Source organism: Oceanicella sp., assembly GCF_056449545.1.
The window spans coordinates 85,391-100,206 of sequence record NZ_JBWOMN010000029.1 but is presented as its reverse complement, the minus strand read 5'-3'; the positions used below and the strand labels follow the sequence as shown (position 1 = coordinate 100,206).

Genomic DNA, 14,816 nt, shown 5'->3' with positions numbered 1-14,816 from the left:
AGGCCCTGACAATCGGCGGAACCTGCGCCCATTGCAAGGCGGGAGAAAGCGATGGGCGAGCGCGCGCGAAACGCCTCCAACGGCGCGGAGGCCATGGTGCGGATGCTCGCCGCCCATGGGGTGCGCCATGTGTTCGGGCTGTGCGGGGACACCTCGCTGCCGTTCTACGACGCGCTGGCGCGGCTCGATCACCCCATGACCCATGTGCTGACCCGCGACGAACGCCACGCCGCCTACATGGCCGACGGCTATGCGCGCGTGACCGGGCGCGTGGGGGTGTGCGAGGGGCCGTCGGGCGGCGGCGCGACCTATATCCTGCCGGGGCTGGCGGAGGCGAACGAAAGCTCCGTGCCGGTGCTGGCGATCAATTCCGACGTGGCCACGACTTCGGCGGGGCGTTACCCGCTGACCGAACTGGATCAGGAGGCGCTGTTCCGCCCGGTCACCAAATGGAACGGGGTGATCCGCGACGCGGCGCTGCTGGCGCGCATGGTGCGCCGGGCGTTTCGCGAGATGACCACGGGCCGGCCGGGCGCGGCGCATCTGGCGCTGCCTTTCGACGTGCAGAAGGCCCCGGTCGATGAAGCCGAAATCTGGGCCGATCCGCGCTACGGGCGGTTCCCGGCGTTGCCCGCGGGGCCGGATCCGGGGGCGGTCGACGCAGTGCTGGCGGCGCTGCTGTCGGCAAGCGCGCCGGTGATCATCTGCGGCGGCGGCGTGGTGCTGGCGGGGGCGGAGGCGGAGCTGGCGGCCTTCGCCTCGGCGCTCGACATCCCGGTCTGCATGTCGGTGAGCGGGCAGGGGGCGCTGGCCTCCGCCCATCCCTGCTGCGTCGGCGTCGTGGGATCGAATGGCGGCGTGCCGGCGACGCGCGCGGTGACGGACGCCGCCGATCTGGTGTTTTTCATCGGCTGCCGCGCCGGATCGGTGACCACCGAACGCTGGCGCAGCCCGGCCCCGGGGACGCGCATCCTGCATCTCGACAGCGACCCGGCCGTGCCCGGGGCCTGCTATGACACCGAGGTCGCGCTGATCGGCGATGCGCGGTTGGCGCTGGCGGCTTTGAACGGGGCTTTGAATGGGGCGTTGAATGGGGCGCAGACGGCAGCGGGCGCGGCGCGCGGCTTCGGCGGCGCCGCAAAGGCGGCGACGGCGCGAGCCGCCAGGCGCGCGGCGTTCGCGCCGCTGGCGGGATCGAGCGAAAAACCCATCCGCCCGGAGCGGGTGATCGCGGCGCTGGCCCGCCTGCTGCCCGACGACGCCGTGATCTGCGCCGATCCGGGAACCCCGTGCCCCTATGTCTCGGCCTGGTTCGACTGGCCGCGGCCGGGGCGGCATTTCATCTCCAACCGCGCCCATGGCGCCCTGGGCTACGCGCTGGGGGCGGCGATCGGCGCGCAGATCGGACGGCCCGGGGCGAAAACCGTCTGCCTGACCGGCGACGGGTCCTTCGGCATGAGCGTCGGCGAACTGGAAACGCTGGTGCGGCTGGACCTGCCGATCACCGTGCTGGTGTTTTCCAACGCGGTGTTCGGCTGGATCAAGGCCGGGCAGAAGACCGGCTTCGGCGGGCGGTATTTCGGGGTGGATTTTTCGCGTGCGGACCACGCCGCCATCGCCGCCGCCTACGGGCTGAAAAGCTGGCGGGTCGAGGCGCCGCGCGATCTGGACGCCGCGTTGCAAGCCGCGCTCGCCCATGACGGGCCGACGCTGGTGGATGTGATCGCGCAGCCGTTGCAGGATGCGGCGGCGCCGGTGTCCGAGTGGGTCGCGTGAGCGGGGCCGAGGGCCAGACCGCGATCGTCGTCGGGGCCGGGATCACCGGCGTGGCGGCGGCCGAATGGCTGCGCCGCGACGGCTGGGCGGTGACGCTGGTCGACCGGGTGGAACCGGGCGACCCGGAGCAGACCTCATACGGCAACGCCGGCATCCTGGCCCGCTGCGCGGTGGTGCCGGTGGCGGTCCCGGGGCTGCTGCTGAAGGCGCCGGCGATGCTGCTGGACCCGGGCTCGCCGCTTTTCCTGCGCTGGGCCTACCTGCCGCGCCTGCTGCCCTGGCTGGTCCCGTTCCTGAAATCCGGGCGCAAGGGCGAGGTCGAACGCATCGTCGCGGCGCTCGCCGATCTCACCGGCGACAGCGTCGAGCAGCATTTCTCGCTGGCCAGGGGCACGGGGGCGGAACGCTTCATCGGCACGGATGAATACGCCTATATCTACCGCAGCCGCGCCGATTTCGAAAAGGAATCCTGGGGCTTCGCCATGCGCCGCGCCCATGGGTTCGAGTGGGAGGAGCGCGACCGCGCCGCTTTGACCGCCCGCGACCCGGCGCTGTCGCCGGCCTTCAATTTCGCGGCGGTGTTTCGCGATCACGGCTGGATCGACTCGCCCGGCGGTTACGTGGCGGCGCTGGCGGCGCATTTTCGCCGCGAGGGCGGCGCGTTTCGCCGCGCCGAGGTCGTCGACATATCCCCCGAGGGCGCGGTGACGCTGGCGGGGGGCGAGACGCTGGACGCCGATCGGGTGATCCTCGCCGCTGGCGTATGGTCGCGGCGGCTGGCGGAAAAGCTCGGGCATCGGGTGAACATGGAGACCGAACGCGGCTATCATCTGGTTCTGCGCGGCGCGGCGCAGACGCCGCCCTTCCCCTACATGGTCGCCGACGGCAAGTTCGTCGCCACCCCCATGCGCGACGGGTTGCGCTGCGCCGGCGTGGTGGAGTTCGGCGGGCTGGAGGCGCCGCCGTCCCGAGCGCCGCTGGAACTGCTGCGCAAAGGCGCGGCGGCGCTGTATCCCGCACAGGACTTTGACGCGGAGGAAACCTGGATGGGGCATCGACCCTCGACCGCAGACAGCCTGCCGCTGCTGGGGGAATCGCCGAGGGCGCGCAAGGTGATTTTCGCCTTCGGCTCGCAGCATGTGGGCCTGACCATCGGGCCGCGCCTGGGGCGCATGGCGGCGGCGATCGCCGCAGGGCGGCGCGACAACGCCGAACGATCGGCCTGCCGGGTGGACCGCTTCGATCGCTGAGCCGCGCCGATGCCGGGCCCGGGAGGCGCGGGCCGAGGGAACGGGCAGGGGGCGGGCGGGCGCGCGCGGCATTGACATTTCCCGCGGCTCGACCAAGCGTGGAAGTCGCAAGAGCCCCGCCAACGGAACCACCGACAGGACAACCAACAGGGAGAGACCCAATGAAAAGAATTCTGATCGCCGCCTCGGCCTTGGCATTGAGCGCCGGCGCGGCCTCCGCCGAAAGCTGGGACATGCCGATGGCCTATTCCGACGGCAACTACCACACCCAGAACGGCAAGCTGTTCGCCGAAGCGGTGGGGATCTGCACCGGCGGGTCGCTGACCATCACCGTCCATGGCGGCGGGTCGCTGTTCAAGGGCAACGAGATCAAGCGCGCGGTGCAGACCGGGCAGGCGCAGATCGGCGAGCGGCTGCTGTCGGCGCATCAGAACGAGAATCCGCTGTTCGGGGTCGATTCCGTGCCCTTCGTGGCGTCGAGCTTCGAGGCCTCCGACAAGCTTTGGAACGCAGCGCAGCCGACGCTGGAAAAGGTGCTGGCGGATCAGAATCTGGTCTATCTCTACGCCGTGCCGTGGCCGCCGCAGGGGCTGTATTTCAACAAGGAAATCAATTCCGTCGCCGACATGGCCGGCACCAAGTTCCGCGCCTACAACGCCGCCACCGCGCGGCTCGCCGAACTGGCCAAGATGCTGCCGGTGCAGATCGAGGCGGCGGAGCTGAGCCAGGCGCTGGCCACCGGGGTCGCCGAGGCGTTCATCTCGTCCGGCTCCACCGGATATGACCGCAAGGTGTGGGAGCATCTGGGCTATTTCTACGACGCTCAGGCCTGGCTGCCGCGCAACACCGTGTTCGCCAACAAGGAGTCGTTCGACGCGCTCGACGCGCAGCAGCAGAACTGCCTGCGCTCCTCGGCGATGCTGGCCATGGTCGCGGGCACCACGCGGGCGCGGGAACTGGCGGGCTGGTATCTGACCGAGCTGGCGGCCAACGGCATGACCGTGCAGCCGCCGGGCGACAAGCTGGCGGGCGAACTGGCCGCCATCGGCGCCACCATGGCCGCCGAGTGGATCGAGGCCGCGGGCGCCGACGGCAAGGCGATCCTCGACGCCTACAAGGCGCAGTAGCCGGAGCGCAGGACCGAGACCGGCGGCGCGGACAATCGATCCGCGCCGCCATCGCGCCTGCCGGGCGGCGCGCCCGCACTTCGCGCAATGCCTGAAAAACGCGCTTCAACAACTTGAAAAAATACAAAAATGGAGACCTGGCATGAAGGCGATCAGGCGCATGCTGGACGCGCTGTATCTGGCAGGAGGCGCCATCGGCGCGCTGTCCCTGCTGATCATCCTGCTGCTGATCGTCGCGCAGATGGTGGCGCGCTGGACCGGCAACGTGTTTCCGGGCGGGACCAATTACGCGGGCTACGCCATGGCCTCGGCTTCGTTCTTCTCGCTGGCCTATGCGCTCAATCACGGGGCGCATATCCGGGTGTCGCTGCTGCTGAGCCATCTCGGGCGCTGGCGCCGCTTCGGCGAGATCTGGTGCTTTGGCGTCGCCGCGATCACCGCCACCTATTTCGCGCGCTACGCGATCAAGGCGAATTACTGGTCCTCCAAGCTGCATGACATATCCCAGGGGCAGGACGCGACGCCCATGTGGATCCCGCAACTGGCCATGTCGGCGGGCGCGGTTCTGCTGGCGGTGGCGCTGTGGGATCACCTGCTGCGCATCATCTTCGCCGGCCATGAGGGCATCGCCGATTCCGATCCGCAGGAGGCGCGCGACTGATGGACCAGTTCGTTCTCACCGCCGTGTTCCTGTTCGTGCTGTTCTTCCTGCTCGGCACCGGGGTCTGGGTCGGGCTGGCGCTGATGGGGGTGGCCTTCGTCGGCATGACCCTGTTCACCACCCGTCCCGCCGGCGACGCGATGATCACCACCATCTGGACCTCGTCATCGAGCTGGACGCTCACGGCGCTGCCCCTGTTCATATGGATGGGTGAAATATTATATAGAACAAAGCTTTCCGAGGACATGTTCAAGGGGCTGGCGCCCTGGATGGCGGGGCTGCCGGGGGGGCTGCTGCACACCAATGTGGTGGGCTGCACGATCTTCGCGGCGGTGTCGGGGTCTTCGGCCGCGACGCTGACCACGGTGGGCAAGATGTCGATCCCGGAACTGCGCAAGCGCGGCTACCCGGAATTCATGACCATCGGCACGCTGGCGGGCTCGGCGACGCTGGGGCTGATGATCCCGCCCTCGCTGACGCTGATCGTCTACGGGGTCACCATCAATGAAAGCATCACCCAGCTGTTCATGGCCGGGGTGATCCCCGGGCTGGTGCTGGCGAGCATGTTCATGGCCTATGTCGCCGGCTGGCATTTCCTGTTCCCCAGCCAGCGCCCGGCGCCCGAACCGCGCATGCCGCTTGCCGACAAGCTGCGCAATTCGCGGTTTCTGGCGCCGGTGATCTGTCTGGTGCTGCTGGTGATCGGGTCGATGTACATGGGTTTCGCCACCGCCACCGAGGCGGCGGCCTTCGGGGTGCTGGGCGCGCTGACGCTGGCGGCGATCCAGGGGTCGCTGAGTTTCCACACCTTTCGCGAAAGCCTGATGGGGGCGACGCGGACCTCGGCGATGATCGCGTTGATCCTGATGGGGGCCTCGTTCCTGAGCCTGTCCATGGGGTTCACCGGGCTGCCGCGGGCGCTGGCCGAATGGATCGCCTCGCTGGGGCTGACGCCGTTCGAACTGATCGCGGCGCTGACCCTGTTCTACATCGTCATCGGCATGTTTCTGGACGGGATTTCATCGGTGGTGCTGACCATGGCGGTGGTGGAGCCGATGATCCGCGACGCCGGCATCGACCTGATCTGGTTCGGCATCTTCATCGTGGTGGTGGTGGAGATGGCCCAGATCACCCCGCCGATCGGCTTCAACCTGTTCGTGCTCCAGGGCATGACCCGCCACGAGATCGGCTATATCGCCCGCACCGCGCTGCCGATGTTCGCGATCATGGTGGTGATGGTGGTGGTGCTGACCATGTTCCCCGAGCTTGCCACCTGGCTGCCTGACAACCTGCGCGCGCGTCAATAGACCCGGACGCCGGATCGAAAGAAAAGGGCGGCCCCGGAAGCGGCCGCCCTTTCGCGATCCGGCGTCCGGCCCGCGTCAGGGGCGCACCACGAATACCGATTGCTTGGCATGGCGCATGACCCGCGAGGCGTTGGGGCCGAGCAGGTAATCCTTCAGCTCCGGGCGGTGCGAGGTCATCAGGATGATGCCGATGCCCAGCTTGTCGGCGGCGTGGAGGATCTCCTCGTAGACGGTGCCGTGGGCCACATGGGTCCTGACGCCGCGCGCCTCGGCGAAATTGTCGGCCACGATGCCGTCCAGCGCCTTGCGGGCGTTGTCCAGCGCCGTGGCCTCGAAATCCTTGGGGAAATAGCTTCCGACCAGCGACATGCCGAAGCTCGGCACCACGGTCATCACGTGGATTTCCGAGCCCCAGTCGCGGGCGAAGTCGCGGGCCACCGGGAACGCCGATTGCCAGCTGTCCTCCACATCGAGATCGATGGGGATGAGCACTTTTTCGCGGTTCATGCCTTTGCTCTCCTCAGAATGCGGGTTTGGTCTGGCGGCGGCGCTGCATCATGATGACGAAGGCCAGAACCAGCATCGCGGGGATGTAGAAGATTTCCTTGAAGATCCGCTCGTTGGTGACCTCGATGCGCGAAATCACCACAGGCTCGTCGCCGTAGAAATCGAATTTCTGCAGGGCCTTCTGCATGGGGGTGCCGGGCAGGGGCTCTTCGAGCAGGGCCTGGCCGTCGGTGACCTCCACCAGCAGGCCCAGCGCCTTCAGCCGCGCGTCGCCGTTGTCCCCCGGGGCCAGTTCCCGTTCCACCGTCAGCTTGCCGATCTTGTCGGGATCGTCGAAATCCGTGCCGCTGACCTGAAAGCGTATTCGCCCGGCATCCGGCAGGGATTGCGCCACTGCGACGATTTCGGTCCCCGGGCGGATGTCGTATTTCGGCGAGACCTGATCAAGCCAGAACCCCGGTCGGAACAGGGTCAGCGCCACCACCATCAGCAACGCGCTTTCCCAGATCCGGTTGCGGGCGAAGAAATAGCCCTGCGTCGCCGCCGCGAACAGCATCATCGCCATCACCGCCACCACGAACACGAAGATCGCCTTGAAGAAGCTCACGTCGATCAGCAGCAGTTCGGTGTTGAAGATGAACATGAAGGGCAGCAGGCCGGTGCGGATGTCGTACATGAACCCCTGCACGCCGGTCTTGATCGGATCGCCCCCCGAGATCGCCGCCGCCGCGAAGGCGGCAAGCCCCACAGGCGGCGTGTCATCCGCGAGAATGCCGAAATAGAACACGAACATGTGCACCGCGATCAGCGGCACGATCAGCCCCTGCGCCGCGCCCACCGACACGATCACCGGGGCCATCAGGGATGACACCACGATGTAGTTGGCGGTGGTGGGCAGGCCCATGCCCAGCAGCAGGCTCATGACCGCCACCAACACCAGCATCAGCATCAGGTTGCCGCCCGACAGCACCTCGACGAAGGCGCCGATCACCTGATGCGCGCCGGTCAGCGAGATGGTGCCGACGATCACCCCGGCGGCGCCGGTGGCGACCGCGATGGCGATCATGTTGCGCGCCCCCGCGATCATGCCGCCGGTGAAGTCGGTCCAGCCCGCCATCGCCCCCGCCGCCAGTCCGCCGGCCCCGCGCAGCAGGTTCTTGCCGGCGTGCTGGGTCAGCACGATGGTGATCATGGCGATGGTGGCGTAGAAGGCCGAGAAGGACGGCGACAGGCGCTCGATCAGGATGCACCAGATCAGCACCACGATGGGAAGGATGAAATAGAGCCCGGTCTTGGCCACGTCGCCGGGGCGGGGCAGCTCCTCGATCGGGGCGTTGGGGTCGTCGACGGTCAGGTCCGGGCGTTTGGCGGCGACCGCCAGCAGCACCAGATAGGTGATGAGGAAGATCAGCGCCGCGGCGGTGAAGCCCATGCCCGGGAAGGCCACCTTGACCCAGCCGAGCCCGAAATAGACCGCGCCGGCCAGCACGCACATGGCGATGAAGCCGAACAGCACCCCGGTCAGGCGCTGGGCCAGCGTGCCGATGGCGCTGGGCTTCTTCATGCCCTGAAGGTCGAGCTTCAGCGCCTCCAGATGCACGATGTAGACCAGCGCGATATAGGACACGATGGCCGGCAGGAAGGCGTGGCGCAGGATGTCGGTGTAGGCGACCCCGGTGAATTCCGAGATCAGGAACGCCGCCGCGCCCATCACCGGCGGGGTCAGCTGGCCGTTGGTGGAGGCCGCGACCTCGACCGCGCCGGCCTTTTCGGCCGAGAACCCGGTGCGTTTCATCAGCGGGATGGTGAAGGTGCCGGTGGTCACCACATTGGCGATGGACGACCCGGAATAGAGCCCCGAGGCCGCCGAGGCGATCACCGCCGCCTTGGCCGGTCCGCCGCGCAGATGCCCGAGCAGCGCGAAGGCGAGCTTGATGAAATAGTTGCCCGCGCCGGCCTGTTCCAGCAAGGATCCGAACAGCACGAACAGGAAGATCATCGAGGCCGAGACCCCGAGCGCCACGCCGAACACGCCTTCGAGCTGCATCCAGTAATGCCACAGCGCCTTGCCCACCGAGGCGCCTTTCCACATGATCGCGTCCGGCATGAAGGACCGGTCGCCGAAGAACACGTAGAAAACGAAGATGCTGGCGACGATCACCAGCGGCAGGCCCAGCGAGCGGAACACCGAGATCGCCAGCACCGCCATGCCGATGGTGGCCATGATCAGATCCGCCGTCGTGGGCAGCCCGGCGCGATCGGCGATGTCCTCCTTGAACACCAGCAGATACAGACAGGCGGACACGCCCAGCGCCGCCAGCAGCCAGTCATACCAGGGGATGGTGCGGCGCGCGCTCGACTTGAACAGCGGAAAGGCGAAGGCGGCCAGCGCCAGCGCGAAGGACAGGTGCACGAAGCGGGTTTCGGCGTTGTTGAGCAGCAGCTTCACGCCGGTGATTTCGGTCAGGTAGAAGGGCAGGTTCGAGGCGATGTAAAGCTGGAACGCCGACCAGACGAAGGCCAGTCCCGCGACGAATTTTCCAAGCGATCCGGTGAGGTTGCGCGCGCCCGTGTCCGATTGGGCAACAATGTCCTGGGCTTCGGTGTTGGCGGTCATGCCATTTCCCCGTTGCTATGTCCCGCGCTGGCTTCAGCGCCGCGCGCCGCCCGTCTGGCGCGTCGGCGCCGGGGCGTTGTTCTTGTGGAAATCAGTTGAAATGCCGACGGCCCCCAAAGGGGCCGTCGCGGATCGGGCGGGATCACATCCAGCCGCGTTCCTTGTAGTACTTCACCGCGCCCGGATGCAGCGGGGCCGACAGGCCGTCGCGGATCATTTCCTCGGGCTTCAGGTGCTTGAAGGCCGGGTGCAGGTTGCGGAAATCATCGAAATTGTCGAACACCGCCTTGACGATGGTGTAGACCACGTCGTCGGGCACGTCGGTCGAGGACACGAAGGTGGCGCCGACGCCGAAGGTGTTGATGTCCTCCTTGTTGTTGTACATGCCCGCCGGGATCGCCGCCTTGCGGTAATAGGGGCGGTCGGCGACCAGGGCGTCGATCTCCGGGCCGGTGGCGGGCACCAGATGCGAGGCGCAGGTGGCCAGCGATTCCTGGGTCAGCGCCGAGGGATGCCCCACCAGCCAGAAATAGGCGTCGATCTTGCCGTCGCACAGCGCCTGGCTGGTCTCGGCGGATTTCAGCTCGGCCGCGAGGCGCAGGTCGGAGCGCTTCCAGCCCATCGCCTTCTCGATCACCTCCCAGGTGCCGCGGGTGCCCGAGCCGGCGTTGCCGATGTTGAGCCGCTTGCCCTTCAGGTCGGTGATGTTGTTGATGCCGGAATCGTCGCGCGCCACGATGGTGACGGGTTCGGGATGCACCGAGAACACCGCGCGCAGGCCCTTGAACGGCCCCTGCTTTTCGAATTTCGAGGTGCCGTTATAGGCGTGATACTGCCAGTCCGACTGGGCGACGCCGAATTCAAGCTCGCCCGCGCGCAGGGTGTTGATGTTGTAGATCGATCCGCCGGTGGATTCCGCCGAACAGCGGATGCCGGTCGTCTTGCGCATCTTGTTGACCAGCCGGCAGATCGCGCCGCCGGTGGGATAATAAACCCCGGTGACGCCGCCGGTGCCGATGGACACGAATTTCTGCTCGACGGCGCCGGCGCCGGTCGCCATGGCGGCGAAGATCCCCGCCGCCGCGCTCGCCGCCGCAAGAATGTTCATGGGTTTCATGGTTCAGCTCCCTGTTCTTCAACCGGGCCCGGCGTCGCGCCTGCCCTTTTCGCGTCTTCGTCGTTGGTTCGGGGTCGCACGCGCGCGCCCCTGATCCGCACCCGGACGAAACGACGATCGTCCGACGGCTGTCTCGGCGGTGAAGGCGGATCGCGACGCGGCCTGATCGCTCAGAACGCCCCCCAGTAATCCGTCTTGCTGATTTCGCATGCTATGAGAGTAAATGTGGCTCTTTCTAGGCCGTCGGCGAGTTCGCGCTTCAATTTCGCCGCATCTTTGACATGAACCCCGACTCCGCCAAAGCTTGCCGCCAGTTTCGCGCAATCGGTCTGGCCGAACAGCACGCCGCGATTGGCCAGCCCCATGCGGTCCTGCTTCAGGTCGATCAGCGACAGCGACCGGTCGATCATCACCAGCGCGATCACCGCAACCCGCTGATCGCGCAGCGTCGCCAGTTCGCCCAGGATCATGTCGAGCCCGGCGTCGCCCATCACCGCCATCACCGGGGTGTCGGGATCGGCGACCCGATGGCCCAGCGCCAGCGGCAGCGCGACGCCCATGGTGCAAAGCCCCGAGGATTGCAGCAGCCTGCGCGGGGCCGGGCAGTCCCACATCTGCGACAGCAGGATCCGGTGCGCGCCGCTGTCGGCGGTGACCACGGTCTCGGGCGGCAGGATCTTTCGCGCGGTGGCGAAGACCTTGTGGGCGCCCCAGTCATCGCGATCGGCGAAGAAATCCTTCAGCGCGCGCCGGGTCCGGGCCGGGAGCCCGTCGGGCCAGACCGCGCGCGGGCGCGCGCCCTCGAACAGCCGCGTCAGCCCGGCGCCCACGTCGCCCACGAAACCGACCGAGGCCGAATGCATGCCGTGGCGCGCCGGGACATGGGCGATGTCGATGGCCTTGTCCGCCGGCCACAATCCACGCCAGCCGGGGCGCATCTCGATGGGGTCGTAGCCGGCGAGCAGGATCAGGTCCGCCGCCGCGATCAGCGGGGCCAGCAGCTTGTCGGATTCCGGCGACAGGCCGTGCCCGCCAAGGCAAAGCGGGTCGCCTTCGTCCATCAGCCCCTTGCCCTTGTAGCTGGTGACCAGCGGGATTGCGTGCCGGCGGCACAGATCGGTGACCACGCCGCCGGCGTGGTGATGCGCCGCGCCCATGCCGGCGATCATCAGCGGGCGCCGCGCCTGCGCCAGCTTTCGCCGCGCGGCGTCCAGCATCGGGCCGTCGGCGGGGGCGGCGGGGGCGGCGGGCGGGGTCAGCAATTCGGGGCGCGCGACCTGCGCCAGATCCGCCAGCGAGATCGGCAGATCCACATGCACCGGCCCCGGCGGATCGGCCATGGCGATCGCCACGGCCCGGTCGATGATCACGTCCACGGCCCCGTCGGCGGCGGTCAGGCTGGCCTTGGCGATGGGGGCCATCACCGCGCGCTGGTCGAACACCTGGTGGGTGTAGGTGGCGGCCTCGGCGCCGTCGACGCAGCCCGACAGCACGATCAGCGGAACCTGATCCTGCATGGCGTTGATCACCGAATTCAGCCCGTTGACCAGCCCCGGCCCGATGGTGGCCAGCAGCACCCCGGGCGCGCCCGTGGCGTGATGGGCGCCCTCGGCCATGAACCCGCCGGCGTTTTCGTGGCGGCAGAGGTGAAAGCGCAGGCCCTCGGCCTCCAGCGCGTCAAGCAGCGCCAGGACCTCGCCGCCGGGTATGCCGAAGACATGGCGGCAGCCGGCGGCGTGAAGGCGGCGCGCGATCAGCCGCGCGGCGCTGTCGCGGCCGGCGCCGGGACTGGCGGCGGGACTGGGGGCGGGACTGGGGGCGGGATTGGGGGCGGGACTGGAGACGGGACTGGGGGCGGGCGCGGCGCCGGGTTCGGTCATGGTCGTCCTGTTCATTCAGCGGCGGTGCGCAGCATCGGCGAGCCCCTGGCGGCGGACAGATAGCCGTCGCGGGTCTGGGGCAGTTTCATGTCGAGAATGGACCCTGCGACCTGCGTGCGCAACACCTGCGCGGCGCCGCCGCCGATGGTGAACATGCGCGCGTCGCGCACCATGCGCTCCAGCGGCAGATTGCGCGAATATCCGGCCGCGCCATGGATCTGCAAGGCGTCGTTGGTGACCTTGATCGCGGTTTCCGACGCCAGGATCTTGGCCTGCGCCGCGGCCTGGATGTCGGGAAACCCGGTTGCGCCGGTCGCGGCGCCGGCGGCGGCGTCGCGCAGCAGCGCGCGCGCCGCCGCCAGCCCGATCGACATGTCGGCGAGCATCCATTGCAGGCCCTGGAATTCGGCGATCGGCCGCCCGAACTGCACCCGGGTCTTGGCGTAGTCCAGCGCCAGCTCATACGCGCCCTGCGCGATGCCGAGCGCCACCGTCCCGGCCCCCACCCGCTGGCCGTTATAGGCGCGCATCAGCCCCGCGAAGCCGCGGCGCAGGCCCTCGGGCGGGCGCACCAGCATGTCGTCGGCGATCTCCAGATCCTCCATGACGATCTCGGTTTCGGGGATGCCGCGCAGGCCCATGGCCGGCTCGCGCGCCCCGATGCGCAATCCCCTGGCGCCGCGCAGGGCGATGAAGCCGCCGATGCCCATGTCCTCGCCCCTGTCGATGACCCGCGCGAAGATCAGGTGCAGCTTTGACACGCCGCCGCCGGTGATCCAGTGCTTGGTCCCGTTCAGCACGTAGCGATCGCCGGTCCTGACGGCGGTCGTGGTCATCTCGGTGGCGGCGCTGCCGGCGCCTGGCTCGGTGATGCAGATCGCCGGCTTGTCGCCCTTCAGCACCAGCCCGGCGGCCAGCGATTTCTGCGCATGCGAGCCATAGGCCATGATCGCGCCGACGCCGCCCATGTTGCCCTCGACCACGATGCGCGCGGTGACGCCGCAGGTCTTGGCGATCTCCTCCACCACCAGCGTCGCGTCGAGACAGCCGAGCCCGAGCCCGCCATAGGGCGCGGGGATGGTCATGCCCATGAACCCGGCCTCGACCAGCCGGTCCACATTGTCCCAGGGGTATTGCTCCGTGCGGTCGATCTCCGCCGCGCGGGGGCGGAAGTGCCGGATCGCCAGCTTGCGGGCGGCGTCGCGCAGGGTTTCCTGCTGGTCGGTCAACTGGGTCATCTGGGCCTCTCGGGGGTCACGGACCGGTTTCTTTCCCGGGCGCCTTGCGCCCGAGGATCCGCTGCAGGACTTCGTCGGTGTGTTCGCCGCACATGGGCGGATGATGGCGGTAGGCGACGGGGGTGGCGCTCATCTTCACCGGGTTGCCGATGAGATCGACGCCCCCCGGACCGGTCGCCGGATGCGCCATGTTGATGCGCATGCCGCGCGCCGCGACCTGTTCGGTGGCGAAGACCTCGGGCACGGTGTTGATCGGACCGCCGGGCGTCGAGGCCGCGTCCATCGCCGCGATCAGTTCGTCCTTGGCGCGCAGGGCCAGCGCGGCCGACAGCGCGTCGATCAGCGACGCCTTGTTGGCGATGCGGTCGGTGTTGGCGGCGTAGCGGGGATCGTCGGCAAGGGACTCGAGCCCGAGAACGGCGCAGAACCGGCGGAACTGCGCGTCGTTGCCCACGGCGACGATCACATGGCCGTCGCTGACGCCGAACACCTGGTAGGGAACGATGTTGGGATGCTGGTTGCCGAGCCGGACCGGGGGATCGCCGGTCACCAGGTAATTGGTCCCCTGATTGACCAGCCAGGCGACCTGGGCGTCGGCCAGCGCGATGTCGATATGCTGCCCCCGTCCCGCTTCGGCTTGGCCGCCCGCGTCGCGGTGATGCAGCGCCGCGAGGATCGCCGTGGCCGCATACATGCCGCAGACCACGTCGGCGACGCCGACCCCCACCTTCATGGGTTCGCCGTCCGGTTCGCCGGTCAGGCTCATGATGCCGCCGAACCCCTGCGCCAGCAGGTCATAGCCGGGGCGGCGGGCGTTGGGGCCGGTCTGGCCGAATCCGGTGATCGAGCAGTAGATCAGATCCGGGTTTTCCTTGCGCAGATCCGCGTAGGACAGCCCGTGGCGCGCCAGCCCGCCGGTCTTGAAGTTTTCCACGAACACATCGCTTTCACGCGCCAGCGCGCGCACCGCGTCGCGGCCCTCGGGCGTGGCGATGTCCAGCGCCACCGACAGCTTGTTGCGGTTGGCGCAGAGGTAATAGGCGCTTTCGGTGGTGGGGGCGCCGTCGGCGTCCTTCAGGTATTGCGGGCCCCAGCCGCGGGTGTCGTCGCCCATGCCGGGCTTTTCGATCTTGATCACCTCGGCGCCGTAGTCGCCAAGCAGCTGCGTGCAGGTCGGCCCCGCCAGGATCCGGCTGAGATCGAGCACGCGAATCCCGGCAAGCGGGCCGCTGGGGGGGGGATTTCCGGGGCTGGTCATGGGATCTGCATCGCCTTGTTTGCTCACAGGAGTGTTATCCATAGGTTTTACCATTGAAAGCGAATATTTTCGCGGTTT

The 14,816-nt window shown here is 68.2% G+C and carries 11 protein-coding genes; 5 read left to right on the top strand and 6 right to left on the bottom strand.

The genetic code is table 11. The features are described from left to right. Positions 1–51 precede the first annotated feature (51 nt). The 5 genes from AC1HC7_RS05285 to AC1HC7_RS05265 all read left to right on the top strand — a co-directional run bounded on the left by AC1HC7_RS05285 (position 52) and on the right by AC1HC7_RS05265 (position 6,121). Complete coding sequence (locus AC1HC7_RS05285) at positions 52–1,776, top strand: thiamine pyrophosphate-binding protein (RefSeq protein WP_479496025.1); 1,725 nt, start codon at positions 52–54, stop codon at positions 1,774–1,776. Continuing rightward, positions 1,773–3,026, top strand: coding sequence for an NAD(P)/FAD-dependent oxidoreductase (locus AC1HC7_RS05280; RefSeq protein WP_479498747.1), 1,254 nt, complete (start codon positions 1,773–1,775; stop codon positions 3,024–3,026). The genes AC1HC7_RS05285 and AC1HC7_RS05280 overlap by 4 nt, the downstream gene beginning before the upstream one ends. Before the next feature lie 161 nt (positions 3,027–3,187). After that, a complete protein-coding gene (locus tag AC1HC7_RS05275) occupies positions 3,188–4,153 on the top strand; it encodes a TRAP transporter substrate-binding protein (RefSeq protein ID WP_479496027.1) in 966 nt (321 codons plus the stop codon). Positions 4,154–4,295: 142 nt separating this feature from the next. Next, positions 4,296–4,814, top strand: coding sequence for a TRAP transporter small permease (locus AC1HC7_RS05270; protein ID WP_479498746.1), 519 nt, complete (start codon positions 4,296–4,298; stop codon positions 4,812–4,814). Further along, positions 4,814–6,121 (top strand): TRAP transporter large permease, encoded by a 1,308-nt coding sequence (locus AC1HC7_RS05265; RefSeq protein WP_479496029.1) that lies wholly within the window; start codon positions 4,814–4,816, stop codon positions 6,119–6,121. Before AC1HC7_RS05270 ends, AC1HC7_RS05265 begins: the two co-directional genes overlap by 1 nt. A 75-nt stretch (positions 6,122–6,196) precedes the next feature. Here AC1HC7_RS05265 and AC1HC7_RS05260 read toward each other — a convergent pair whose 3' ends face one another. The 6 genes from AC1HC7_RS05260 to AC1HC7_RS05235 all read right to left on the bottom strand — a co-directional run bounded on the left by AC1HC7_RS05260 (position 6,197) and on the right by AC1HC7_RS05235 (position 14,738). Next, complete coding sequence (locus AC1HC7_RS05260) at positions 6,197–6,628, bottom strand: universal stress protein (protein ID WP_479496030.1); 432 nt, start codon at positions 6,626–6,628, stop codon at positions 6,197–6,199. Positions 6,629–6,641: 13 nt separating this feature from the next. Next, on the bottom strand, positions 6,642–9,245 hold the full coding sequence (locus AC1HC7_RS05255) for a TRAP transporter permease (protein WP_479496031.1): 2,604 nt from the start codon (positions 9,243–9,245) through the stop codon (positions 6,642–6,644). 142 nt (positions 9,246–9,387) lie between these two features. Then, a complete protein-coding gene (locus AC1HC7_RS05250) occupies positions 9,388–10,362 on the bottom strand; it encodes a TAXI family TRAP transporter solute-binding subunit (RefSeq protein WP_479496032.1) in 975 nt (324 codons plus the stop codon). Between the two features lie 170 nt (positions 10,363–10,532). Continuing rightward, positions 10,533–12,242 (bottom strand): thiamine pyrophosphate-binding protein, encoded by a 1,710-nt coding sequence (locus AC1HC7_RS05245; protein ID WP_479498745.1) that lies wholly within the window; start codon positions 12,240–12,242, stop codon positions 10,533–10,535. A gap of 11 nt (positions 12,243–12,253) precedes the next feature. Further along, entirely contained in the window at positions 12,254–13,480 is a 1,227-nt protein-coding gene (gene acdA / locus AC1HC7_RS05240) for a 3-sulfinopropanoyl-CoA desulfinase (protein WP_479496034.1), read from the bottom strand. 16 nt (positions 13,481–13,496) lie between these two features. After that, complete coding sequence (locus AC1HC7_RS05235) at positions 13,497–14,738, bottom strand: CaiB/BaiF CoA transferase family protein (protein WP_479496035.1); 1,242 nt, start codon at positions 14,736–14,738, stop codon at positions 13,497–13,499. Positions 14,739–14,816 lie beyond the last annotated feature (78 nt).